Source organism: Erythrobacter litoralis, assembly GCF_001719165.1.
Classification (GTDB): Bacteria; Pseudomonadota; Alphaproteobacteria; order Sphingomonadales; family Sphingomonadaceae; genus Erythrobacter; species Erythrobacter litoralis.
Map to the genome: position 1 here is coordinate 3,215,949 of NZ_CP017057.1, position 23,863 is coordinate 3,239,811.

Below are 23,863 nucleotides of genomic sequence, written 5' to 3' on the forward strand. Positions count from 1 at the left end.
CTGCCTGTTGCGAGTCGTTAGCGGGAGAGGCCCGTGACCACTGGCAGGTCCGCGCGCCCTGTCGCACGCAGCGGGTCCGCGGCCGGGCCGTGCGCCGCCGGGTCGAGCGTGCTGCGCGCCAGCCCCTTCAGGACCAGGTCGCTCGGCTTGCGCCCGGTGAAGCGGCGGATGTCGCGGATCAGGTGGGCCTGGTCGAAATAGGCGCCCAGCACCTCTTCGCGCATCGGCTCGGGCAGGTCAGGATTGGCGAGCAGCATCGCCGCCCTGATCGCGCGCACCCGCTTGGCCAGCTGGGCGGGCGGGACGCCGTAATAGCGCCGGCTGACGCGCTGGAGCTGACGCGAAGCGACGGGGGAGGAGCGGTGCAGGCTTTCGAGAGCGGGGTTGAAGGAGCCGGCGAGCCAGGCCGCGATCGCCTTGATCGTGGGCATATGGGCTGCGACAGGCCCCCTGTCGGCCGCACCGATCACCTCCCCCAGCGCCGCGATCACAGCCTCCGCGCCGCCCTCCATCGCCCGCTCAATCCGGGCGAGAGCATCGGCGCCCAGGATGTCGCCTGCGCTCAAGGTCGCATCATGCACCTTGTCGACAGGCAGGTCGGCCAGCGCGGCCCAGCCTGTCGGGGTCAGCGACGCGCCCACGATCAGCGCCGGGCCCTGGATCGCGAAGGGCGCGGCGCGCAGCAGCGGAGCATTGATCGTGATCGACTCCGAACGTCCCTCGCCTCCGCCGACATAGCGGATGTGAGCGCTCCCACGGATGAACACGAAGATCTGGGCCGAATAGGCCGGCATCATCTCCTCGATCCGCCCGGCCTCGGTTTCGAGGGTGTAGAAGGTATTCACCCGCCGCGCGATTCCGGTCGGCGGCGGGGCGAACTCGTATCGGTAGGGCGGCGCGCGTCCGCCGCCTGCGCTCATCCGCCGCGCTTCTGGTCCGCCACCCACTTGCCGACATTCTCCTCAAGGATCGAAAGCGGCACCGGCCCGCTCAGCAGGACGGTGTCGTGGAACCCGCGATAGTCGAAATCATCGCCCAACTCACGCATCGCCATGTCGCGCAGTTCCATGATCTTCAGCTTGCCGATCATGTAGGCGGTCGCCTGCCCCGGATAGACGACGTAGCGCTCGATCGCCTTGACGATGTCGCCTTCGGGATTGGGCGTGTTGTCGCGCAGATACTGGATCGCTTCCTCGCGGCTCCACTTCTTCGAATGGATGCCGGTGTCGACGACGAGGCGGCAGGCGCGCCACAATTCCATGCCGAGCCGGCCGAAATCGGAATAGGGATCCTCGTAGAAGCCCATGTCCTTGCCCAGTTCCTCCGAATAGAGCCCCCAGCCCTCGGTGTAGGCGGTCCACCCGCCGAACCGGCGGAAGGGCGGCATGTCGCCAAGCTCGGTCTGGAGCGCGCGCTGGAGGTGATGGCCGGGCATGCCCTCGTGATAGGCGAGCGCCTCGAGCTCGTTCTTCGACATGTCATTGAGGTTGTAGAGATTGACGTAATAGGTGCCGGGACGCGACCCGTCGGGGGCGGGGCTCTGGTAGAACGCCTTGCCTGCGCTCTTTTCGCGGAAGGCCTCGACCGGCTTGATGATCATGTCGGCTTGCGGAAGGCGCCCGAAATATTGCGGCAGCTTCGCCTCTAGCGCGTCGAGCCTCGCCTGCGCATCGGCGAGATAGGCTTCGCGCGTGTCGTAATAGAACCGTTCGTCGCTGCGGGTGTATTCGAAGAAATCCTGCAACGACCCCTCGAAGCCGACCTGGTCCATGATCGCGCGCATCTCCCCGTGGATCCGCTCGACCTGCCGGAGGCCGATTTCGTGGATCTCGTCGGCGGAAAGGTCGGTCGTGGTGTAGTTCTTGAGCAGGGCGGCATAATAGGCCTCGCCATTGGGCAGGCGCCACACGCCGTCATCGGTCGGGGCCATCGGCTGCTGGCGCTTCAGTTCGGCGAGCAGGCGGCGATAGGACGGCAGGGCGTTGTCGTTCCATGCGGCAGCCGCTTCGGCCTTCATCTGTGCCTTCGTGTCCGCGTCGAGATCGAGCGCGGCGATCTTCTTTCCGAAATCCTCGAGCACGGCGTTGTCATCACCGGCAGCGATCAGGCCTTCGACGTCCGAGATCATGTAGGGATAGGTCCAGTCGGGCGGCATCACGCCCGCTTCGGCCCGCTCGCGCGCTTCGGCGGCATAGGCGTCGAGCTGTTCGCCCATCCCCGCGATCCGCGAGACATAGGCCTTCGCATCCTCCGCGCTGCCGACCCGGTGGATGTTGATGAGAAAGGCCGGGATGCGGGTATGCGGCCCGGAACGCTGGTCGAAGACATAGCCGAGTTCGCGATACGGCCAGAGCATGGCGCTGCGCTGCGCGGTGAGGTCGAACAGGCGGTAGGAAAGCGCATCCTGTTCATCGAGCGCCGCCGGATCGAACTTCGCCCGCATCTGGGCCGCCGCATAGAGCAGCATCAGTGCCTCGCGCCGCTCGGCCTCGTCGGAAACCTCGCCCCAGCGCCCGTAATCCTCATCTCGGATGCCGCGATAGGCCTTTATCGCGGGGCTCATGGCCAGCTGAGCTTCGTCATAGGCTTCGAACAGGTCGCCGATCGTCTCGGCATCGGCGATCGCCGTCCAGGCGTCGTCCGCAGCCGTCGCGCTGACGGGGGTGCCACCGGAGGCGGCGTCCTGTGCAAGCACGGGGGCGCCTGCCGAGGCAAGTGCGATGGCGGAGGCGGCGAGAAGCGAAGTGCGAAGCATGAAGTCCCTTTCCCTATGCCCGGACGGCAGCGCCCCGAGGGCGGTGTCCGGCTGTCGGTGGTGGGACATAGCGAAAGCGCAGATTATTGCAAAACGGCGAAAAAAGGGCGGCCCCGGTTAAGGAGCCGCCCATCTGAGTTGAGGAACTCTTCGCATTGCTGCTCCGAGCCCTTCGGGTCGCACGAAGGTGTATAGAGACAAGCGCCGGGCGATAATTGTATGCAAACGACAAACTCGTGCTGCCATTTGCCCGAAGTGCACCACTTATGTTGAATTCTTGGGCTCACGGGGCGGGATTTTCTCCACGGCCTGCCGGTGCGAATCGGACTGCGCACGGGCCGCGCTCTCGACAGGTCCGCGCGATCTGGCATAGGCGATCGGCCGACATGCTGTTCGACCTTCTCAAGCCAGCGATCTTCGCGCTCGATCCCGAGCAGGCGCATCGGCTCGCGATTCGCGCGCTCAGGGCGATGCCGGCGCGTGCTCCCGCCCGTGCGGGACCGCTGGCGAGCGAAGTGGCGGGATTGACCTTCCCGAATCCAGTCGGGGTCGCGGCAGGCTTCGACAAGGACGCCGAAGTGCCAGACTCGCTGCTAGGCCTCGGCTTCGGCTTCACCGAGGTCGGCTCGATCACACCGCTCCCGCAGGCGGGCAATCCGCGACCGCGCCTGTTCCGCCTGGTCGAGGACGAAGCGGTCATCAACCGGATGGGCTTCAACAATGCGGGTGCCGATGCGGCGCTTGACCGGCTCGCGGCGCGCGGCAGCAGGCCGGGCATTGTCGGGATCAATATCGGCGCGAACAAGGACGCTGCCGACCGGATCGCCGATTACGCCACCATGGCGGGCCTCGTCACGCCTTTCGCCTCCTATCTCGCGGTCAACGTGTCGAGCCCCAACACGCCCGGCCTGCGCGCATTGCAGGACGAGGGGGCGCTCGCCGCCCTGCTCGACGCCGTGATCGCGGCGCGCGACGAAGCGGCCGCGGGCGCGGCGCTCCCGCCGATCTTCCTCAAGGTCGCGCCCGATCTCACCCCGGCGGACGTCGATGCGATCGCGCGAATCGCTCTCGACAAGCGGCTGGGCGCGCTGATCGTTTCGAACACCACCGTATCGCGGCCCGATCTCGCCTCGCATCACCGGGGCGAGACCGGCGGGCTGTCGGGCGCGCCGCTTCGCGCGCTGGCGCTAAGGCGGCTGCGCGAATTCCGGCAGGCGACGGGCGGCGAAATCCCGCTGGTCGGGGTCGGCGGAATCGCCAGTGCCGAACACGCCTGGGAACGCATCCGCGCGGGCGCCAGCCTCGTCCAGCTCTATTCGGCAATGGTGTTCGAAGGGCCCGGCCTCGGCGGGCGGATCGCGAAGGGCCTCGAGAAGCTGATGCGCCGCGACGGCTTTGCAAGCATTGCAGAGGCGGTGGGAAGCGAATAGCGAACCGCTCCATGAACGATCTTCTCAAGCGTCTCGCGCCACTCGTCCTTGGCCCAGCCCTAGCACTTGCCCTGGGCGGATGCGCCACTCTCGAGGCTCCCGACACCGCCCCTGCCGCTCCCGCGGCACAAGCCGCGCGCGGCGCGGTCAGCGCCGCCGATCCGCGCGCCCAGGCGGCGGGCGAAGCGATCCTCGCCAAAGGCGGCTCGGCCACCGATGCCGCGATCGCGGTGATGCTGGCGCTGACCGTGGTCGAACCGCAGAGCTCCGGCATCGGCGGAGGCGGCTTCATGGTGCATGCGGGCGAAGATGGGGTTACGACCTTCGACGGACGCGAAACCGCCCCGGCGGCCGCGACCCCGACCCGTTTCCTCGACGAGGACGGCAAGCCGCTCCCGCGCGAAAGCCGCGTGACCTCAGGCCTGAGCGTGGGCGTTCCGGGCAATCTCGCGCTCGCCGCGGGCGCCCATGCCGAACATGGCAGGCTGCCGTGGCGCGACCTGTTCGAGCCCGCCATCGCGCTCGCTCGCGAAGGCTTCGTGATGAACCGGCGCCTCAACGGATCGCTGGACGAGGCCGAGGGCCGCGCCGACCGCGACGCCGCGGCGCGGGCGGTGTTCTTCGGCGCCGACGGCGAACCGTTGCCTGTGGGCACCCGGATCACCGTGCCCGAGCTAGCCGACACGCTCGAGGCGATTGCCGAAAGCGGCGCGGCCGCGTTCTATCGCACGCGGGCCGATGCGCTGGCCGCCCATGTCGCGCAGGAAACGCCGCAGGACGGCAGGATGAGCGCCGACGACATCACCTCCTATTCGGCGAAGGAACGCGAGGCGGTCTGCACGCCCTATCGCGCCTACCGCGTATGCGGGATGGGCCCGCCGTCATCGGGCGGGATCGCGGTGGCGCAGATCCTCGCCCAGCTCGAACGGTTCGATCTTGCGCGGCTCGGCCCGCAGAGCGTCACCTTCTGGCATCTCTTTCTCGAATCCCAGCGGCTCGCCTATGCCGACCGCGAAGTCTATGTCGCCGACAGCGATTTCGTGGAGGTGCCGGTCGAGGGACTGCTCGATCCCGCCTATCTCGCACGCCGTTCGGCCCTGATCGATCCGGCAGGCGCGCTAAAGGTCGCGGAGCCGGGCACTCCGCCGGGCGCCCCTATGGCCCGCGCCGACGGGGACGAACCGGCCGAAAACGGCACCTCGCACTTCGCGGTGGCCGACGGCGAGGGCAATGCGGTGAGCTACACGTCCACGATCGAGGGCGCGTTCGGATCGGGCCTGTTCCATGGCGGCTTCTATCTCAACAACGAACTGACGGATTTCAGCCTCACCCCCGAAAAGGACGGCGTCCCCATCGCCAACCGGGTCGAGGGGGGCAAGCGGCCGCGTTCGTCCATGGCGCCGACGGTTCTCTATGACGCCGACGGGGACATCGTCCTCGTCATCGGCGCGGCGGGCGGACCGACCATCCCGGTGCAGGTCTCGCGCTCGATCGTCGGCGTGGTCGATTTTGGCATGAGCGCGTCCGAAGCGCTCGGCCTGCCGCTCATCATGGCGTTCGGCTCGACCGTCATCATCGAGGAGGACACCGTGCTCACCGGCATGACAGAGCAGCTGAAAGCGCTGGGCCACGAACAGATCCGCAGTTTTGCGCCCTCGCTAAAGGCCAATGCGCTGCGCCGCACGGGCGATGGCTGGGAAAGCGCGCGCGATCCGCGGATCGAACCGAAGCTGGGCTACGAATGAAGCGCCGTCCCGCCCGCGCCAAGCTTGCCGCTACGGCAATCTGTCCCTAATTCTCCGGAGAAACGGGGCCCTGCGCGGTCCGATTATACAATCCCCACCAGGGGATGAGGAGCTCAGCCAAGTGCACGCCACGAACCCGTCGGCTTCCGCCTCGAAGACCGTGAGCAAACCGTCCGACGACCCGCTGCTCAAGGACATCGACAACGCGAACAATCTCGTCGAGCTGTTCCTGAAGCGCGCCGATGAAAAGGGCGATGCTCCCTTTCTCGGCGCGAAGATCGAGGGCGAATGGCGCACGCTGACGTGGCGCGAGGTCGCGGAGCGGGTGTGCCTGCTCGCAGAAAGCCTGCGCCGGATCGGCCTCGGAGATGGCGACAAGGTCGCGCTCGTCTCGGAGAACCGGCCCGAATGGTGCATAGCCGATCTTGCGATCATGGCAGCAGGCTGCATCACCGTGCCGACCTACACGACCAATACCCGCCGCGATCACGCGCACATCCTCGACAATTCCTGCGCGAGGGGCGTGATCGTCTCGAACGAGAAACTGCTGGGCCCGCTGGTCGGCGCGATCGGCCAGACCGGCATGATCGAGCATGTCATCGGAATGGAGAACCTGCGCCGCCAGCAGGCGGGCAGCTTCGACTACCACGACTGGGACAGCATGGCGCAAGGCGATGCCGCCGCCGCCCGGCTGGCGGTCGAGGCGCGGATCGCCGCGATCAAGCGCGAGGACACGGCCTGCTTCATCTATACGAGCGGCACCGGCGGCGCGCCGCGCGGGGTGATGCAGCATCACGGCGCGATCCTGTGCAATGTGGCGGGCGCGGCCGAAGTGCTGATCGAGGATTTCGGCATCACCGACGAACGCTTCGTTTCGTTCCTCCCGCTTTCCCACGCCTATGAGCACACCGGCGGGCAATATCTCCCGATCGGGGTGGGGGCGGAGATCTTCTATTCCGAAGGCCTCGAAAAGCTCGCCTCGAACATCGAGGAGACCCGGCCCACCATCATGGTCGTCGTCCCGCGCCTGTTCGAAGTCCTGCGCAGCCGCATCATGAAACAGGTCGAAAAGCAGGGGAAAGTCGCCAATTTCATGATGGATGCGGCGATGCGCATCGCCGACCATTCGAAGGAAGGAAAGAAACGCCTGCGCGACCGACCGCTCGATTTCCTGGTGGAGAGAACCCTGCGCCCCAAGATTCGCGAAAAATTCGGCGGACGGATCAAGGCGATGGTTTCGGGCGGGGCGCCGCTCAACCCCGAAGTCGGCAATTTCTTCGAGGCGATGGGCCTCACCATGCTGCAGGGCTATGGCCAGACCGAAGCGGGGCCGGTGATCGCCTGCAACCGGCCCAAGGTCGGATTGAAGATGGACACGGTCGGCCCGCCCCTGCGCGGGGTCGAGGTGCGCATTGCGGAAGACGGCGAAATCCTGTGCCGGGGCGAGCTCGTCATGCACGGCTACTGGCAGAACGCCGCCGAAACCGCGCGCACGATCAAGCCCGACCCGGCGGACCCCGATAGCGGCCCGTGGCTCCACACCGGCGATATCGGCGAGATCGACGAAAAGGGCCGGATCCGGATCACCGACCGCAAGAAGGACCTCATCGTCAACGACAAGGGCGACAACGTCGCGCCGCAGAAGATCGAAGGGATGCTGACGCTCCAGCCTGAGATCGCGCAGGCGATGGTGAGCGGGGACAAACGACCCTATGTCGTCGGCCTGATCGTTCCCGATGCCGAATGGGCGCTGGAATGGGCGCGCGCCAATGACGAGAAGTTTGACATTAAGGCGCTGCAGGACCTCCCCGCCTTTCGTAAGACCGTGCGCGAGGCGGTCGACCGGACCAATGCCGATCTTTCGGTGATCGAGAAGGTGAGGAAGTTCGAATTCGCGGACGAGGCCTTCGCGATCGAGAACGAGGAAATGACGCCGAGCATGAAGATCAGGCGTCACAAGATCCGCGAACGGTATCAGGACCGGATCGACGGAATGTACAAGGGGTGACGTAACCGACGAGAGGGGGAACCATGGACAAGCCGACCGAGACAAACCGCGCACTCATCGCAAAGGCTTTCGACGGCCTCGCCGAGGGCGATCCGACCGATTTCATACCGCTGTTCGACGAAACGATCGAATGGCGGGTGATGGGTTCGAGCGCATGGTCGAAACATGCCCAAGGCCTCGAAGCCGTGACGCGCGATCTCGTCGGCCCGCTCTTCGCGCGCTTCGCAGGGCCCTATCTGACCACCCCACAGCTGATCATCGCCGATGGTGACCATGTCGCCGTTCAGGCGAAGGGCGATGCCGTCTCGCATGAAGGCGATCGCTACGACAACGATTATTGCTTCGTCTTCACGATGCGGGACGGCAAGATCGTGAAAGTTGCAGAATACATGGACACGATCCTCGCCGACAGGGCGCTGGGCACGGGCGACTGAGCACGGCTTGCGGGGCGCGCCCGGTTGGCGTCGTCAGAACGGCGGATCGGCCTTCGCCCGTTGCGAGCGCGCCGCTTCGGTCCACCACGCAAGATCGTCGGCAAAACGCGGGAATTGCCTGTCGAGCGATTCGCCGCCCTTGCCGGTCGGGTTCGCGTCCTCGTCGAGCGTGTCGGGGACCGCGCTCACCGACAGGCCGCTGGAGATCACCACCATGCCCATCTCGCCGAGAATGCCGCGCCATGCCAGCGCCGAGCGCACGCCCGCGGTCCGTCCGGCGGAATAGCTCGCGATGGCGGCGGGGCGCCAGAACCATTCCTCGAGGAAATGGTCGGTGAGGTTCTTGAGCCCCGGCTGCACGCTCCAATTGTATTCTCCGGTGACGAAAACGAAAGCGTCCGCGGCCTTGATCTTGCCCGCGAGCGCTTCGAGCGCGAGGGGCGCTTCGCCGGCATCGTATTCCTTGTACATCCGGTCGAGCATGGGCAGGCCAACCGCCTGCGCGTCGATCAGTTCGACATCGACCCCGCGTTCGGCGAGCCCGTTGACGATGTAGTCGGCAAGGCGGATGCCCGCGCGGTCGCGGCGATAGGATCCGTAGAAGACGAGAATGCGGTCGGCCATGACTGTCCCTTTCGGTTGGAATGCCTCCCACACTCGCGCGCGAGTATCCCTGCCGGGGAACGCCGGTTCAAGCCGCTTCGGCTTCTCCGACATGTTCGGGGAAGAAACGCGGGCTCGCCTTCGACCAGCCGGGCGCCGTGGCGGCGGCTTCGGAAAGCGATTGCAGCAGGATCTTGCGTCGTTCGGGCTGGATCTGCGGCAGCGCCGCGGCCGCGCAGAAGGCGGACGGCAGAAATGGCCGGATTTCGGGCCCGATCAGGCGTTCATAAAGGAAACGAAAGGCGGAAAAGCTCGCGATCCGGTCCTGCGCCAGATCGAAGGCGGCGATCCGCACCAGCTTGCCGATGAAGCGCTCGATCTCCCCCGGCGCGCCGCCGGGAGGGATCATCGCACGCAGGGGCTTGAGGTCCTGATACGCGACATATTGCCGCCGGATCGCGATGCGCTCGACCTCGCTCGTGCCCCACAGGCGAAAGGCATCGCATCGGGCGAGCCCGACATCGAGGCTGCGCTTGATGAAGGCCTGCTCGCCGGGTTCGAACCCCGCGAATTCGCGCATCTCGCTGATGGCGAGGGTGGAGGTGCTGGCAAGTGTCACGGGTTTCTGTCTCCCACGCTGGTGAGGAAGACAGTCGCGCATCGTGGTTAATTATGCGTTAGCCCTGCGGCGCGACCCTGCCGGCTGTCACAGGTTGACGACGTCGGCCCAGTCCGGAGGGCGCTGGGCCTGAGCTTTGAAAAAGGGGCACAGCGGCACGATGCGAAAGCCCTTGGCCCGGGCACCGCTCGGCAAGAAGCTTGCCCTAGCCGCGCCCGCGAAAAGCATCTGGCACGCCGGTATGGTCGACAATAACGAGGGTGTCCGACGCACGCGAGAAGGTCAGTTCGGCTTCCTCGCTCTCGCCTTCGGGGCGCAGGACGTAACGGCCCTTGCTGCCGGTCTCCTCGAGCGTGATGACGGGGTCGGGCATGGCAAGAGACTCCTTGGGGTCGAATTCGGGTCAGATCAGCCCGGCGAGCGGGCTCGACGGATCGGCATAGCGCCGCCGCCCCATGCGCCCGGCGAGATAGGCTTCGCGCCCCCCTTCGACCGCGAGCTTCATCGCGCGGGCCATGCGGATCGGATCCTTCGCCTCGGCAATGGCGGTGTTCATCAGGATGCCGTCGCAGCCCAGTTCCATGCCGACCGCCGCATCCGAAGCCGTGCCGACGCCCGCATCGACCAGCACCGGCACGCTCGCGCCCTCGACGATCAGGCGGATCGTCACCTGGTTCTGGATGCCGAGCCCCGACCCGATCGGCGCGCCCAGCGGCATGATCGCGACCGCGCCCGCGTCTTCCAGCTGCTTCGCCGCGATCGGATCATCGACGCAATAGACCATGGGCGCGAAGCCTTCCTTCGCCAGAACCTCGGTCGCCTTCAGCGTCTCTCGCATGTCGGGATAGAGCGTCTTTGCCTCTCCCAGCACCTCCAGCTTGACGAGATCCCAGCCGCCCGCCTCTCGCGCCAGGCGCAGCGTGCGGATCGCGTCCTCGGCGGTGAAGCAGCCCGCCGTGTTGGGCAGGTAGGTGATTTTCTTGGGGTCGATGAAATCGGTCAGCATCGGCGCCTTGGGATCGGTGACATTCACGCGCCGCACCGCGACCGTCACGATCTCGGCCCCGCTCGCCTCGACGGCGGCGGCGTTCTGTTCGAAATCCTTGTACTTGCCCGTCCCCACGATCAGGCGCGAGGTGAAGGTGCGTCCGGCCACGGACCACGTGTCCGCCGCGCCTGCACCCTGGTGGTCCCCGCCGCCTACGAAATGGACGATTTCCAGCGTATCGCCGTCGCCCAGCGCCGCTTCGCCCAGCGTCGAGCGCGGGACGATCTCGCCGTTGCGCTCGACCGCGACCTTTTCAGGGGCGAGGTCCAGTTCGCGCACGAGATCGGCGATGGTCGCGGCGGCCGTGCGGCGCGGCTCGCCATTGAGGGTGATGGTCTTGGAAAGGGTCGTCTCGGTCATGGCTGCCGAGATAGGCGAGATGGAGCCAAGCGCAACTGCGCTTTTGCCGGTTGGCGGAGCGCTTCAGCGCGCGGCGCGCAGGTTAATGACGTGGCCCGCCGAAACCAGCGTGACGCCGATCAGGGTGAGCACGATCTCGTCCTGACCATGCGGCACGGCAAGCGCGCCGCCCATGAAGGAAAGGCCCGTCATCGCGGTGACGAAGGGTGCGGCGCGGCGATGACGGATCGCGCCCCAGCCGATCGCGACCGCCGCGACCACCAGCGCAAGCACGAGCCCGACCCGGTGAATCGCCGGTTCGAGCAGGAAATGCCCGCCGATCCCCAGCGCCGAGACAATCATCAGCGTCGCGATGCAATGCACCATGCAAAGCCCGGCCAGTCCGATCCCGAACTGGTCGAGCCGGCGGCGGAGCGTCGAACGGGGAGAAACCCGAGTCGCGGAGGATGCATTGCGTGTCATTTGGTCGGGCGTGCAGATATGTGACAGGGTAACATTACGCAAGGGTTTAGGTTCCCCTTTGCGGGCCGCGCACCAGGCCTTGCGGCAAACGGTCTTGCACATTGCGCCGCCGCGGCACATCTACGCGCGCGATCATGGCGACGCTTGCATCTTCTCCCGAACTCGCTCGAACGGCGCCGCAAACCGGCGCCCGCCCGGCCGCCATCGCGCGCTGGCTGCAGGCGACGGCCTTCCTCGTCGTGTGCATCGTGGTCGTTGGGGGAATCACCCGACTGACCGAAAGCGGGCTGTCGATCACCGAATGGAACGTCGCCTCGGGCGTTCTGCCACCGCTGACCGAAGCGCAATGGGAGGCGGAATTCGCGAAATATCGCGCCACCCCCGAATACCGACTGGAGGCCAGCCTCGGCGGAATGAGCCTTGGCGATTTCAAGTTCATCTTCTTCTGGGAATGGTTCCACCGCCTGCTCGCGCGAGCGGTCGGTGCGGTCTATGCGCTGGGACTGGCGTGGTTCTGGATTAGGGGCGCGATCCCGCAGGGGTTCAAGCCGCGCCTCGTCGGGCTGCTCGCACTGGGCGGGCTTCAGGGGCTGTTCGGCTGGCTGATGGTGCAGTCGGGGCTGACCGGCGACATGACCGATGTGAGCCATTTCCGCCTGTCGCTCCACCTCCTGACCGCGCTCGCGCTGCTGGCGGGGCTGGTGTGGACCGCGCTCGACATGCGGCGGCTGGCGCGCGATCCCGCCGAACGGCCCGCGCCGCTGACGAAAGGTTCGGCGCTCGTCGCCCTGGTGCTGTTCGTGCAATTGCTGCTCGGCGCGTGGGTGGCGGGGCTCAATGCCGGTCATGCGGCCTATGACTGGCCGCACATGAACGGTCGGCTTGTGCCCGCATTCGACTGGTCGTCGGGCGTGCTGTGGACGCTCACTCACGATCCCTATCTCCTCCAATGGCTGCACCGCTGGTGGGCCTGGGTCGCGGTCGCCGCTCTGGTGTGGCTCGCGCGGCGGGTGCGCAGGGCCGACCGCCGCGCTTCGATCGCGGTGCATGCGGCGTTCGGGACGATGGTGCTGCTGGGCATCGCGACGGTGATGACCGAAGTTTCTCTCTGGGTCGCCTCGGCGCACCAGCTCGTCGGCGCGCTGACGGTCGCCGCGACCGTGTGGGCGATACATGCCGACGGGATCGCGCGGCGGCAGGCCCGGCTCCCCGCGACGAAATGACCGCCGCGCTCGCCTATGCCCCGTTCCCCGACCGCGACAGCGCGCGCGAGATCGCGGGGACCCTGCTGGCCGAAAGGCTGATCGCCTGCGCCAACATTCTCGCACCCGTCGAATCCGTATTCGAATGGGACGGCCGCCGCACAAGCGAGGAAGAGGTCGGCGCGCTGTTCAAGACCACCTCCGCCGCGCTCGCTGCGCTGATCGAGCGTTTGGGCGAACTCCACCCCTATGATACACCCGCCATCATCGGGTGGCATTGCGATGCAGGTCATCCGGCGACGCTGGAGTGGCTGGGCGCGACTGTCGCCTACGCCTGAACTTCCGCGCTGGACGAGAGGGGCGTTAGACGGGGGCATGACAAGGACCGGTCGGCGCGAAATGCTGCGAGGCGGGCTGGCCGCGTTCTGCGGGCTGAGCGGCCTCGCGTTTGCCGCCCCGCACTTGTTCGCGGCGGACGGCGAGCTTGCCATTCCCGATCGCCCGATGCGCCTCACCCGCGGGATCGAACGCGACCTTGCGGGCGAAGCGCGGCTGGCCGTGACGCGCCTGTGGGAGGTGCGATTCGTCCGGAGCGGCCCGGGTGTCGCGGTGACCGGGCGCCAGCTTTCGGCCAGGGTCGATGCGCCTGAAAGCCTTTCCGCCATCGCCGCGATCAAGGAAGAGCTCTCAACCGCGGGAATCTGGCCGATTCTGCTGTCCGAACAGGGGATGAGCGTCACCTCGGGTGAGACATTCCAGCAGCAGGATCCCGCCGCCGCCACGCGCGAAGCCGAGCGCCTGATCGCCGAGAAGGGCCTGCCTGTTCGCGACGCCGCGCGGTACCGTGCGTTCCTCGCCGAACTTCAGCTGGCCGATGGGGCGCTGCTCGACCAATTGCCGGGCGACCTTTTCTTCCCCCGCGGAGAGCCGGTCAGGCGCAGCGAACGGGTGGAACTCCCCGGCGGCGTCGAGGGGCGGTTCGAGGTGGTTTATCTGGCCCCGCGCGCACCGGGCTGCGCATGGCTGGGCGAAGCGGTGCGGGAAATCGTCACGCGGGTCGGCGAAGACGAACGGCGCGCCCGTGAAAGCTGGCGAATGGTGCCCGCCTGAATCCCGCCTCTGAGACCCACTCCGAGGCCTGCGGTATCATTTTACCTCCGCCGGAAGGCCCGGTTTCGCTTGACGTGAAGGGGGCAAAGCGACAAATGCGCGCTTGCTCGTCGCTTGGCAGGGGATCGGCCCGGATCGATTCGAACGGACCTCACCCGGCGCCAGCGGCACCACACCGGAAAATACAATCACACCGGAAAATACCAAGGACAACAGCCATGAAGGCGCTCAGCAAGCAGACCCGGTCGATCAAACCGGCCGAGGTCGAAAAGAACTGGCACCTGATCGACGCCGAGGACCTCGTCGTGGGCCGCCTCGCCTCGATCATCGCCAAGATCCTGCGCGGCAAGAACAAGCCGAGCTTCACTCCGCACGTCGATTGCGGCGATCACGTGGTCGTCATCAATGTCGACAAGGTGAAGTTCACCGGCCGCAAGACGCAGGACAAGCGGTACTACAAGCACACCGGCTATCCCGGCGGCATCAAGGAAACGAGCCCGGCCAAGGTGCTCGAAGGCCGTTTCCCGGAGCGCGTGCTTGAAAAGGCGGTCGAACGCATGATCCCGCGCGGCCCCCTCGGCCGCCAGCAGATGAAGGCGCTGCATCTCTATGCCGGCACCGAGCATCCCCATGCCGGGCAGAACCCGCAGGTGCTCGACGTCGCTTCCATGAACCGCAAGAACAAGGTCACCGGATAATGGCTCAGGAAGAATCGGGCTCGAAGAACACCGTCTCCGACCTGTCGGAGATCAAGGACATCGCGGGCGACGCGCCCGAAGGCGATGCCGCCGAGATCGCCCAGAACGGGTCGGTCCAGCCGGCCGCGCCGCTGCGCGAACAGGAACTTGACGCGCAGGGCCGGGCCTATGCCACCGGACGCCGCAAGGACGCGGTCGCCCGCGTCTGGGTCAAGCCGGGCACCGGCAAGGTCACCGTCAACGGCAAGGACCAGGAAGCGTACTTCGCGCGTCCGACGCTGCGCCTCATCATCAACCAGCCTTTCGCGATCACCGACCGCGACGGCCAGTACGACGTCGTCGCCACCGTGCGCGGCGGCGGTCTTTCGGGCCAGGCCGGTGCGGTGAAGCACGGCATCAGCCAGGCGCTGACCAAGTACGAGCCGGCGCTGCGCGCCATCGTCAAGTCGGCCGGCTTCCTCACCCGCGACAGCCGCGTGGTCGAGCGCAAGAAGTACGGCAAGGCCAAGGCGCGCCGAAGCTTCCAGTTCTCGAAGCGCTGATCCGCTGCTCAAGGATCGTCATGCGAAAGGGCGGCTTCCCGGTGGGGAGCCGCCCTTTCCCGTTTTCGGGATCCGGAACGTTCAGCGCTGGAGCAGTATGAGTCCCCAGGCGAGCCCGCTGCCCGAAAAGAAGAGCGGCCACGACCAGAACATGCGGTAGCCGCCCAGTTGGACCGCTTCGACCGCAAGCCGGCCGCCGGTGGAGCCCTGCGAGCCGATGACAAGCGCCAAGCATCCCGTGATGATTGCGCCAAAGACCACTGCCTTCAACATGACCATCGTCCCCCCGCGATATGAACGGGTATCGGTTGCACATCCAGGCGGCGATGGACTCGCGGGCGAGAACCCGCAGCATCACCGCCGACTTTCCGAATTTGCCCAAGAATTCCTTAACGCAGGTCTGACGGGAAAGGTTAAGGGCCGTCCGGAGCCGTCACCCGGCGAACGCTCCACTGCATTCGGCATCGGCGGAACCGGCGAGCACGCGCAGCTCGCTCTCGATCCGTCCGCCGCGCTCGCATCGCAGCACGCGCCAGGAGGGCGGCGCCCCGTCGCGCAGGCGGGTCGAAAGCGTGCCGGCGCCGATCATGCGCATCGGCCTTCCGGCGCGCTCGCGGACTTCGTCAAAAGGCACGTGGACATGGCCCGACATCACGGCATGCGCCCCCGCCCGGGCAAGCGCGGCAAAGGCCGCATCCCCTCCGATCGTCGGATTGGGCCCCCTGTCGCGGGGACCGAGCAGCGGGTGATGCGCGGTCACGATGACGGTGCGCGGATCGCCTTCCAGTTCGGCCAGCGCCGCCAGTGTCTCGGCCAGCGCCCGGCGGGTCACCACCCCGTCGGACCATGGAAAACGCCGCTGCGCGCGGACAGTCGTATTGAGCGGGACGAGCACGACATCGCTCGAAGCGAACGGTTTGCCCAGCGCGGCACGCAGACGGTGATAGCGCCGCAACGGATCGGTGAAACGCTCCCACAGGTTGTAATAGGGCATGTCGTGATTGCCCGGATCGACGAGAACCGGAAGGTCGAACGAGGCGAACCAGCGCGCGGCGGCTTCGTATTCTCGGTGCTTGGCGCGCTGGGTGAGGTCCCCGGTGCAGACCAGCGCGTCCGGATGCTCACGCGCGACAGCCTCCTCCACCGCGGCGAGCGCGGCTCGGTTCTCGGCCCCGAAATGGATGTCGCTGACATGGAAGAGCGTCGTCGTCATGGCTTCCCCATCATGGCCGCTGCGGCAGGCGCGATGCAACCGGCCTGGACCCTCACACCCGGCCGGTCAGGATCAGCCACGCGGCAAGGCCATTGAGGGCGCTGTAGGCGCCATAGGCCCAGGCGAGCGCAGGCCAGCCATTCGCCGTCAGCAGCATCGCCACGAGCAGGACCGTGAATTCGGCGACAAGGGTGAGCCTCCGCCCGAGCCAGCCGACCTGGCGCGGGATCTGCCCGATCAGCGGGTGCCCGCTTTCGAGCACTGCGCGATGGAGCGCGAAATTGCCGATTCCGAGGCAGAAGATGACGAGGATGCCGAACCACATGGGCCGCTTATGGCGCAGACGCCGGTCGGCTGGAAAGTGCCATTTGTCGTGGCCGCCGCAGCATTGGTCGGGGGCAAAGGCCTTCCATCGACGATTACGGGCGTTTTCGTCGAGACGCGATGGAGCGACTCGGCGCGCTGCCTTACCACCCTAAGACAGCAGGGCACGGCGAACCCCGAAGGCTCCAGCCCCAAGGAGCTCCCCCAACCCCCGGCCGGCCCTGCCATGAGGAGAATTGCCATGAAGACTTTCGCCATCACCGCCGCCGCCATCGGCCTCGCCTTCACCGCCAGCCCGGCGCTCGCCGCTGGCCCCGCCGAGCGCAACACGATGAATGTGAGCCTCGCCGGGATCGATCTCGACACCCCCGAAGGGCAGGAAATGCTCGACCGGCGGATCGAACGCGCCGCGCGCGACGTGTGCCAGTTCGACCGCAAGCGCACCGGGACCCGGATCCAGTCGCAGGCTGCCACGGATTGCTACGAAAAGGCGAAGGCCAGCGCCAAGCAGCAGGTCGCGGCTTATGTCGAAAAGCAGCGCCGCGGCGGCTGACCGGCGCACACGACCTGCCCCGCGCCATCATGCGGGACAGCACCTGGCGGCCCGAACCCTTCCAGTCCCTGGGGTTCGGGCCGTTTCTTGTGCGTGGTCTGAACGATAGGGTCCGCCGCAGACCCGCCCGCGCCGGCAGCGCGCTCAGCGCCCCGCCATCGCCTTGACCTTGGACAGATAGGTCCGCCCGATCCTGAGCGCTTCGCCGCTGAGCAATTCGGCCGACCACACGCCGAGCCCGTCATGGCGCAGCCCGCGGATATTTTCGCGCTTGAGGATGGTCGAGCGGTGGATGCGGATGAACTTGTCAGGATCGAGCCGCGCTTCCAGTCCGGCGATCGTCTGCAGCAGCAGGTAGGAGCGCGACGCCTCGCCGTCCTCGACCGGGTCGCCGACATGAAGCCGGACGTAATCGCGTTCGGCATCGATCCGATGGACTTCCTCGACATCGATCCGGAGCAATTCCGAACGGTGCGGGACCCACAATTCCTCGAGCCACTGGCTGGCCTGCCTGTTCCGGCCCCCGCCCTGTTCGGCGCGGCGCGCGACGGCGCGGTCGATCGCGCGTTCGAGCCGGTCGGCGGCGACGGGCTTGAGCACGTAGTCGATCGCCTCGAGATCGAATGCCTCGACCGCGAAATGATCGTGCGCGGTGACGAAGATGACCGCAGGCGGGCTGTCGCTCTCAGCGAATTTGCGCGCGACGCCGAGCCCGTCGAGTTCGGGCATGGTCATGTCGAGCAGGACCAGGTCGGGGGTCAGCTTCTCGGCAAGCCGCAGGGCGGCAGCGCCATCGCTTGCTGTGCCAACGACGCGGATCGCGGAGATTTCGGCGCAGATCACCTGGATTCGCTCGACCGCGAGCGGCTCGTCATCGACGATCAGGGTTCTGAGCGCGTTGTTCTCGGAATCACTCTCGGACATGCTGGTCTCCCGGCTTCTCATACCTTGCGGCGCGCCCGCGCGGAAGCGGGGCGGGAGAGGGGGATTCGGATCTCGGTACGATATCCCCCCGGAACCGGGGCCGATGAAAAGCCGATATCGGGCCCGAAGCGCGCTTCGAGCCGGTCGCGCACATTGGCGAGCCCGATGCCGAAACCGTGCAGCATTTCATCGGGAACGCCCGGCCCGTCATCGCTCACGGTAATCACCAGCCGGTCGAATTCCTCGCGCGCGGCGACCGTGATCGTGACCTTTCGCGAAACGGCGGAGACGGCATACTTGACCGAATTCTCAACCAGCGGCTGCAGGATCATGCCCGGAACGCGCGCTTCGGCGAGGTCTTCGGGCAGGTCAAAGACGCAGACCAGCCGTTCGGGAAAGCGCACCGCCTCGATGTCGAGATAAAGCTGCTGGAGATCGAATTCGTCCTTGAGCGGCACGTCGCTGGTCGGCTCATCGGCGAGGGAATGGCGATAGAAACGACTGATCGTCTGGATCATCCGTTCGGCCCGGTCGGGCTTGCCCGTCATCACCAGGGCGGACAGCGAATTCAGCGTGTTGAACAGGAAATGCGGGTTAACCTGGTAGCGCAGGCTGCGCAGTTCGGCGGCCTTGGCAGCGTTCCTGAACTGCTGTTCGCGCCGCTCGGCCGCACGCGCCTGGAATCCGGCAAGCAGGGCGAAATAGGTCGAGGCCCAGGCGAGCAGCAGGAAATAGCGCCCCAGCGCGATATCAAGCAGCTTGCGCCAGAAATCCGCGCTCGTCTCGGCCGGAGCGATGATGACGCTTTCGGATTCGACGACTTCCTCACCCTCATCCTGGCCGGGGTCGGCCGGGCTGATCCGCCGGACGGGCACGTCGACGAGGAGATTTCCCGATTCGTCGCGGCGCAGGTTGAGGTTGTTCTTGCGCGCATATTCGGCTTCCTGCGCGGCCTGGATATCCTCGAACAGCAACTGGTTCACATGCCCGATCGCGATCGCCACCGGAAACGCGAAGACGAGCGCGGCGGAGATCTTCACCCACAGCGCGCGCTGGTCGAACAGGCGCAGCACGAACCACAGAACCACCGTGAAGCCGATGCCGAGCGCGGTGACGATCAGGCGGCGCCAGGCCATTTCGAACTGGAAATCGAAATCCATCACCAGGCTGCGCGCGGTGATGAGCACGAAATAGGTCGCCCACAGCACGATCATCGAGACGAGGACCGTGCGGAAGGGCACGCTCACCGGCTCCTTGCGGGCGGGGGTCTTGGGGGCGCTTTCGGCGCCGACAGGGTTCAGCAACGAGGCCATGGCTTTCCTGCGACATAGCGACGCGGGCGGGCATGCGCCATTGCCCGCGCGCTCGGTCGTCGGACAGGATGGCGCATTGGTCGAAAGCCGTTCATGTGGGAGCAAGGAAGGAGAGGCCTCTCCCCGGCCCCTCCTATTGCTTTCGTCCACCGCGCCGGGTCAGGCGCGCGGCTTGATCATGTCGGCCGGCACGATCCACTCGGCGAACTGGTCTTCGGTCAAGAGTCCCAGCTCGAGCCCGGCCTCCTTTAGGGTCGTCCCGTCCGCATGGGCCTTCTTCGCGATCCGAGCCGCGTTGTCGTATCCGATATGCGGGTTCAATGCGGTGACCAGCATCAGGCTTTCATTGAGCAGCTTGGCGATGCGGTCCTCGTTCGCCTCGATCCCGCTGACGCAATTGTCGGTGAAGCTGTTCGCGCTGTCGGCCAGCAGGCGGATCGATTGCAGCACGTTGTAGATCATGACGGGCTTGAACACGTTGAGTTCGAGATGCCCGTTCGATCCCGCGATGCTGACGGTGGTGTGATTGCCCATGACCTGCGAACAGACCATGGTCAGGGCCTCGCACTGGGTCGGATTGACCTTGCCCGGCATGATCGAGGAGCCCGGCTCGTTCGCGGGCAGCGCGATCTCGCCGAGGCCGCAGCGCGGGCCGGAGCCCAGCAGGCGGATGTCGTTGGCGATCTTCATCAGGCTGACCGCGACCGAATTGAGCGCGCCCGACAGTTCGACCAGCGCATCATGCGCGGCCAATGCCTCGAACTTGTTGGCGGCGGTGACGAAATCGTGGCCCGTTTCCTCGGCGACCTTGGCGGCGAAGGCTTCCGCGAAGCCCACCTTGGAATTGATGCCGGTGCCGACCGCGGTGCCGCCCTGCGCCAGTTCGAGCACGCGCGGCAGGGCGTTTTCGAGCCGCAGGATCGAATATTCCACCTGCTTGGCATAGCCGGAGAATTCCTGGCCGAGCGTCAGCGGGGTCGCGTCCTGCAGGTGGGTGCGGCCGATCTTGACGATGTCGGCAAAGGCCGTCGCCTTGTCATCGAGCGCGCCGTGGAGATGCTTCAGCGCGGGGATCAGGCGTTCGATCGTCTCCGACGCCGCCGCGATGTGCATGGCGGTGGGAAAGGTGTCGTTCGAGCTCTGCCCCATGTTGCAATGGTCATTGGGATGGACCGGGTCCTTGCCGCCATGCGTGCCGGTCAGGATCTCGTTCGCACGGCTCGCGATCACCTCGTTGGCGTTCATGTTCGACTGCGTGCCCGAGCCGGTCTGCCACACGGAAAGCGGAAACTGCGCCGCTAGCGTGCCGTCGATCACCTCGCGCGCGGCGGTCACGATCGCCTCGCCCAGCTTCGCATCGAGCACGCCCAGTTCCATGTTGGCGCGGGCTGCCGACAGCTTCTGGATGCCCAGCGCCCTCACCAGCGGAGCGGGCATGGTCTCGGTCCCGATCGCGAAATTGGCGAGGCTGCGCTGGGTCTGCGCGCCCCAGTGCGCGTCGGCCGGGACGCTGACCTCGCCCAGCGAATCGGTCTCGATCCGCACCTTGTCGCCCGCGCCGTTCATGTCACTCATCGAAGCCATCCCTGTGTAAGTCGAAAATGATCCCTTGCGAATTCGCGGCCCCCCTAAGCACTCGCCTGCGGGCGCTGGCAAGACCGCTCTTGCATGTCGGTCCGGCCTGGCGTGAACGCTTTCGCCCGCGAAGGCTCTTTAATCCCGGCCCGGCGCGGTCTAGGGGCTGGGCGAGACATCTTGACGCGCTGTATTGCGTACCTAATACAGCTTTCGGAGTGAAAATGAGCAATACTGGAACCCTTGAGGCCGAGGAGGCGAAGGCGGGCGCGATGAACACAGCCGATACCACCGAAGCGCGCCGCGTCATGATCAAAAGCCAGCTGCGCACGAGCGGTGTGAACGACGAAACCACGCTGGAGCGGATGCGCGACGTCCCGCGGGAGGATTTCCTCCCTGCGGACAAGGCACCGATCGCCTATATCGATCGCTCGATTCCGCTGGGCGATGGAGAGGCGATGGCCGCCCCGCTGTTCTACGGCAAGCTACTGGTCGAAGCCGCCGCACGCCGGGACGACCGCGTGCTGGTGGTCGAGAACGGGACCGGATATCTCGCCGAACTGGTGCGCCCGCTGGTCGGCTCGCTCGCGGTGACGCAGCCCACCGATGCGGCCGCGGGCAAGGTCGAAGGCGAAGGCGATTTCACGCTCGTCCTCATCGACGGCGCGATCGGGCAGCTTCCAGGCAGCCTTGCCGAGCGCGTCGCCGACGGGGGCCGCGTGGTCGGCGGGCTCGTCCTGCGCGGCGTCACCCGGCTTGCTTCCGGCCGCAAGATCGCCGGACGCGTCGCCTTTATGCCGCTCGAGGATCTGGGCATCCCGGTCCTCCCCGCTTTCGCCAAGCCGAAGGGCTGGTCCTTCCCGTGAACCGCCCCCGTGCCCTCCCGCTGCGGCGCGCGCTGCGGCGCGCCACCTGCCTTGCCGCTTTCGCCGGCGGGCTGGCGGCGGCGCCGGCTCAGGCCGACACGCTGCGCGAGGCGCTGGCGGCGGCCTACAACACCAACCCGACGCTGGCGGGCGCGCGGGCGAACCAGCGCGCGACCGATGAAGAGGTGCCGATCCAGCGCGGGCAGGGCCTGCCCAACCTCAACGTCACCGCAACGCATATCGAATTCATTCGCCAGTCGGCCAACGCCTTCACGGCGCCGGAACGCAATCTCGGCGTCAATGCCCAGCTCCAGGTGCCGATCTACCAGGGCGGGCGGATCCGCAATTCGACCCGCGCCGCCGAGGAGCGGGTCGAGGCCGGACAGGCCGACCTGCGGGGCGCCGAAAGCGCGCTTTTCAGCCAGACCGTCGCCGCCTACATGGACGTGCTGCGGACCGAGGCGCTCGCCGGGCTTGCCGCGAACCAGGTCGAAGTGCTCGACGTGACGATGCAGGCGACGCGCGACCGGTTCGAGATCGGCGACACCACTCTGACCGACGTGGCGCAGGCCGAAAGCCGCCTTGCGCTGGCGCAGGGTGACCTTCGCAATGCGCTCGCCAATCTCGTCTCCGCGCGCGAGACCTATATCGAACTGGTCGGCAAGGCACCCGGGAACCTGCAGGCCCCGCCGCCCTTGCCGAACCTCCCCGACAATGTCGGTACGGCGGTGGTCACGGCGCTGGAGAACAATCCCGACCTCATCGCCGCGCGCCAGCGGGCCGAGGCGGCGGGATTCGACACCGAGGTCGCCGGATCGGGCCGCCTGCCGACCGTGGCGCTGTTCGCGAACGGCGACTATTCCGATTTCTACGGCACGCTGGGCGGCCCGATCGCGGCCAATTTCGTCCAGCGCGAAACGACCGCCAATGCCGGCGTGCGCGTCACCATCCCGCTCTTCCAGGGCGGCGTCCCGGCCGCGCGCCAGCGACAGGCGGGGGCGCGGGAAAGCGCCGCGCTCGAACAGGTCATTCAGACCGAACGCAACGTGATCTCGCAGACCCGCGCCGCCTATGCTAGCTGGCAGGCCTCGCTCGCCGTGATCGAAAGCTCGAAGACCGCGGTCGAGGCCGCCGAACTGAGCCTCGAGGGGGTGCGCGCGGAAAATTCGATCGGCAACCGGACGATTCTCGACGTGCTCAATGCCGAACAGGAACTCGTCTCCGCCCGCTCGCAGCTCGTCACCGCGCGGCGCAACGCCTATGTCGCGGGTTTCACCCTGCTTGCCACCATGGGCAAGGCCGAGGCGCGCGACCTCAATCTCGACACGGGCGGGCCGCTTTACGACCCGACACTCAATTACGAGCGCGTTCGGGGCCGGATCTGGGACTGGGACCGCGATCCCGAACCTGAACCGGAATCGACCCGAACCGTTGACATTCCCGCTCCCGAAGCGACATTCGGCCCCGTGCTGGAGTCCGGAGAGCGTTGATCCGTCCCGATTCGGGAATCGGCGCATCGGTCGGTCGCTCCCGCAGGGGCTCTAATGTCGAGGCGAAAATGGCGGATAGTGGTGAAGCGTCGGTCGAGGAAATCCTGGAATCGATCAAGAAAGTGATCGCGCGAGACAATCGCGAGGATGCACTCGAAGCGCGCCGCCGCCGCGAGGCGGAGGCCGAGAACGCCGAAGCGCGGGCGCAGGAACAGCTCGAAGAGACCGATGAGGTGCTCGACCTGTCCGAGATGGATTTCGCCGATGAGAACGGGCCGGAGACCGCCGAAGCGCAAGATGACGATGCGCCGCTGATCGCCGAGAACGTGCGCGGCGCGATGCAGGAAAACCTCGCCGCTCTCGCCATGCTGGCCGAACCGGGCGCGCGCCCCCAGATCGTTCGCTCGGGCGAGACCTCCCTCGAAGGGCTGGTGCGCGAAATGCTGCGCCCCATGCTCGCGCAGTGGCTCGACGAAAACCTGCCGGGCATGGTCGAAAAGATGGTCCAGGCCGAAATCGCGCGGATCGCCGGCAAGCGGCGCTGATCTCAGGGGCCGCGTGGGACCGCGCGGCTTTCGCTGGAATCGCG

Annotated in this window: 26 protein-coding genes; 13 read left to right on the forward strand and 13 right to left on the reverse strand. The window is 66.7% G+C overall.

The genetic code is table 11. The features are described from left to right. Nucleotides 1-17 precede the first annotated feature (17 nt). Nucleotides 18-920: a helix-turn-helix domain-containing protein gene (locus Ga0102493_RS15305; protein WP_034902597.1), complete on the reverse strand. Its 903-nt coding sequence runs from the start codon at nt 918-920 to the stop codon at nt 18-20. Beyond that, on the reverse strand, nt 917-2,755 hold the full coding sequence (locus Ga0102493_RS15310) for a DUF885 domain-containing protein (RefSeq protein WP_034902599.1): 1,839 nt from the start codon (nt 2,753-2,755) through the stop codon (nt 917-919). Before Ga0102493_RS15310 ends, Ga0102493_RS15305 begins: the two co-directional genes overlap by 4 nt. Before the next feature lie 386 nt (nt 2,756-3,141). Between Ga0102493_RS15310 and Ga0102493_RS15315 the strand changes: the two genes are divergently transcribed. From Ga0102493_RS15315 to Ga0102493_RS15330, 4 genes are all read left to right on the forward strand, one after another. Continuing rightward, nucleotides 3,142-4,185, forward strand: coding sequence for a quinone-dependent dihydroorotate dehydrogenase (locus Ga0102493_RS15315; RefSeq protein WP_034902602.1), 1,044 nt, complete (start codon nt 3,142-3,144; stop codon nt 4,183-4,185). 11 nt (nt 4,186-4,196) lie between these two features. Continuing rightward, the gene (ggt, locus tag Ga0102493_RS15320; RefSeq protein WP_034902605.1) at nt 4,197-5,930 is read left to right on the forward strand and encodes a gamma-glutamyltransferase; all 1,734 of its coding nucleotides are present in this window, start codon (nt 4,197-4,199) and stop codon (nt 5,928-5,930) included. Between the two features lie 184 nt (nt 5,931-6,114). Beyond that, entirely contained in the window at nt 6,115-7,938 is a 1,824-nt protein-coding gene (locus Ga0102493_RS15325) for an AMP-dependent synthetase/ligase (RefSeq protein ID WP_034902946.1), read from the forward strand. Between the two features lie 23 nt (nt 7,939-7,961). Next, the gene (locus Ga0102493_RS15330; RefSeq protein WP_034902607.1) at nt 7,962-8,372 is read left to right on the forward strand and encodes a nuclear transport factor 2 family protein; all 411 of its coding nucleotides are present in this window, start codon (nt 7,962-7,964) and stop codon (nt 8,370-8,372) included. 33 nt (nt 8,373-8,405) lie between these two features. Here Ga0102493_RS15330 and Ga0102493_RS15335 read toward each other — a convergent pair whose 3' ends face one another. The 5 genes from Ga0102493_RS15335 to Ga0102493_RS15355 all read right to left on the reverse strand — a co-directional run bounded on the left by Ga0102493_RS15335 (nt 8,406) and on the right by Ga0102493_RS15355 (nt 11,464). Continuing rightward, nucleotides 8,406-8,996 (reverse strand): NADPH-dependent FMN reductase, encoded by a 591-nt coding sequence (locus tag Ga0102493_RS15335; protein WP_034902610.1) that lies wholly within the window; start codon nt 8,994-8,996, stop codon nt 8,406-8,408. A gap of 67 nt (nt 8,997-9,063) precedes the next feature. Then, the gene (locus Ga0102493_RS15340; protein ID WP_034902613.1) at nt 9,064-9,594 is read right to left on the reverse strand and encodes a hypothetical protein; all 531 of its coding nucleotides are present in this window, start codon (nt 9,592-9,594) and stop codon (nt 9,064-9,066) included. Nucleotides 9,595-9,799: 205 nt separating this feature from the next. Continuing rightward, nucleotides 9,800-9,967 carry a GNAT family N-acetyltransferase gene (locus Ga0102493_RS16435; RefSeq protein ID WP_236922250.1) on the reverse strand — a complete coding sequence of 56 codons (168 nt, stop codon included), beginning with the start codon at nt 9,965-9,967 and terminating at the stop codon, nt 9,800-9,802. Nucleotides 9,968-9,997: 30 nt separating this feature from the next. Continuing rightward, on the reverse strand, nt 9,998-11,002 hold the full coding sequence (gene thiS / locus Ga0102493_RS15350) for a sulfur carrier protein ThiS (protein ID WP_034902616.1): 1,005 nt from the start codon (nt 11,000-11,002) through the stop codon (nt 9,998-10,000). 63 nt (nt 11,003-11,065) lie between these two features. Then, complete coding sequence (locus Ga0102493_RS15355; RefSeq protein WP_034902618.1) at nt 11,066-11,464, reverse strand: MerC domain-containing protein; 399 nt, start codon at nt 11,462-11,464, stop codon at nt 11,066-11,068. Nucleotides 11,465-11,598: 134 nt separating this feature from the next. Between Ga0102493_RS15355 and Ga0102493_RS15360 the strand changes: the two genes are divergently transcribed. The 5 genes from Ga0102493_RS15360 (at nt 11,599) to rpsI (ending at nt 15,016) form a co-directional block, all read left to right on the forward strand. Next, nucleotides 11,599-12,687 (forward strand): COX15/CtaA family protein, encoded by a 1,089-nt coding sequence (locus Ga0102493_RS15360; protein WP_051697820.1) that lies wholly within the window; start codon nt 11,599-11,601, stop codon nt 12,685-12,687. Then, on the forward strand, nt 12,684-13,004 hold the full coding sequence (cutA, locus tag Ga0102493_RS15365) for a divalent-cation tolerance protein CutA (RefSeq protein ID WP_034902621.1): 321 nt from the start codon (nt 12,684-12,686) through the stop codon (nt 13,002-13,004). Before Ga0102493_RS15360 ends, cutA begins: the two co-directional genes overlap by 4 nt. 37 nt (nt 13,005-13,041) lie before the next feature. Beyond that, on the forward strand, nt 13,042-13,776 hold the full coding sequence (locus Ga0102493_RS15370; RefSeq protein ID WP_034902624.1) for a hypothetical protein: 735 nt from the start codon (nt 13,042-13,044) through the stop codon (nt 13,774-13,776). Nucleotides 13,777-13,994: 218 nt separating this feature from the next. Continuing rightward, nucleotides 13,995-14,474, forward strand: coding sequence for a 50S ribosomal protein L13 (rplM, locus tag Ga0102493_RS15375; RefSeq protein ID WP_034902627.1), 480 nt, complete (start codon nt 13,995-13,997; stop codon nt 14,472-14,474). Next, the gene (gene rpsI, locus Ga0102493_RS15380; RefSeq protein ID WP_034902630.1) at nt 14,474-15,016 is read left to right on the forward strand and encodes a 30S ribosomal protein S9; all 543 of its coding nucleotides are present in this window, start codon (nt 14,474-14,476) and stop codon (nt 15,014-15,016) included. The genes rplM and rpsI overlap by 1 nt, the downstream gene beginning before the upstream one ends. A gap of 81 nt (nt 15,017-15,097) precedes the next feature. On the opposite strand, the gene Ga0102493_RS15385 is transcribed toward rpsI, so the two are convergent. The 3 genes from Ga0102493_RS15385 to Ga0102493_RS15395 form a co-directional block, all read right to left on the reverse strand. After that, the gene (locus Ga0102493_RS15385; RefSeq protein WP_051697846.1) at nt 15,098-15,289 is read right to left on the reverse strand and encodes a hypothetical protein; all 192 of its coding nucleotides are present in this window, start codon (nt 15,287-15,289) and stop codon (nt 15,098-15,100) included. Between the two features lie 160 nt (nt 15,290-15,449). After that, the gene (locus tag Ga0102493_RS15390) at nt 15,450-16,229 is read right to left on the reverse strand and encodes a metallophosphoesterase family protein (protein WP_034902635.1); all 780 of its coding nucleotides are present in this window, start codon (nt 16,227-16,229) and stop codon (nt 15,450-15,452) included. Nucleotides 16,230-16,281: 52 nt separating this feature from the next. Next, a complete protein-coding gene (locus tag Ga0102493_RS15395; RefSeq protein WP_034902638.1) occupies nt 16,282-16,554 on the reverse strand; it encodes a hypothetical protein in 273 nt (90 codons plus the stop codon). Nucleotides 16,555-16,794: 240 nt separating this feature from the next. Here Ga0102493_RS15395 and Ga0102493_RS16215 point away from each other — a divergent pair, with 240 nt between their 5' ends. Next, a complete protein-coding gene (locus Ga0102493_RS16215; RefSeq protein ID WP_051697821.1) occupies nt 16,795-17,106 on the forward strand; it encodes a UrcA family protein in 312 nt (103 codons plus the stop codon). A gap of 144 nt (nt 17,107-17,250) precedes the next feature. On the opposite strand, the gene Ga0102493_RS15405 is transcribed toward Ga0102493_RS16215, so the two are convergent. The 3 genes from Ga0102493_RS15405 to fumC all read right to left on the reverse strand — a co-directional run bounded on the left by Ga0102493_RS15405 (nt 17,251) and on the right by fumC (nt 20,909). Continuing rightward, nucleotides 17,251-18,030 carry a LytR/AlgR family response regulator transcription factor gene (locus Ga0102493_RS15405; protein WP_034902645.1) on the reverse strand — a complete coding sequence of 260 codons (780 nt, stop codon included), beginning with the start codon at nt 18,028-18,030 and terminating at the stop codon, nt 17,251-17,253. 17 nt (nt 18,031-18,047) lie between these two features. Further along, a complete protein-coding gene (locus tag Ga0102493_RS15410) occupies nt 18,048-19,343 on the reverse strand; it encodes a sensor histidine kinase (RefSeq protein WP_069297572.1) in 1,296 nt (431 codons plus the stop codon). A gap of 159 nt (nt 19,344-19,502) precedes the next feature. After that, a complete protein-coding gene (gene fumC, locus Ga0102493_RS15415) occupies nt 19,503-20,909 on the reverse strand; it encodes a class II fumarate hydratase (protein WP_034902649.1) in 1,407 nt (468 codons plus the stop codon). A gap of 233 nt (nt 20,910-21,142) precedes the next feature. Between fumC and Ga0102493_RS15420 the strand changes: the two genes are divergently transcribed. From Ga0102493_RS15420 to Ga0102493_RS15430, 3 genes are all read left to right on the forward strand, one after another. Then, complete coding sequence (locus tag Ga0102493_RS15420) at nt 21,143-21,784, forward strand: protein-L-isoaspartate O-methyltransferase family protein (protein ID WP_236922252.1); 642 nt, start codon at nt 21,143-21,145, stop codon at nt 21,782-21,784. Further along, nucleotides 21,781-23,274, forward strand: a complete 1,494-nt coding sequence (locus Ga0102493_RS15425) for a TolC family outer membrane protein (RefSeq protein ID WP_418251645.1) — start codon at nt 21,781-21,783, stop codon at nt 23,272-23,274. Before Ga0102493_RS15420 ends, Ga0102493_RS15425 begins: the two co-directional genes overlap by 4 nt. Before the next feature lie 68 nt (nt 23,275-23,342). Then, nucleotides 23,343-23,819 (forward strand): DUF2497 domain-containing protein, encoded by a 477-nt coding sequence (locus tag Ga0102493_RS15430; RefSeq protein ID WP_034902961.1) that lies wholly within the window; start codon nt 23,343-23,345, stop codon nt 23,817-23,819. The last annotated feature ends 44 nt before the right edge of the window (nt 23,820-23,863 follow it).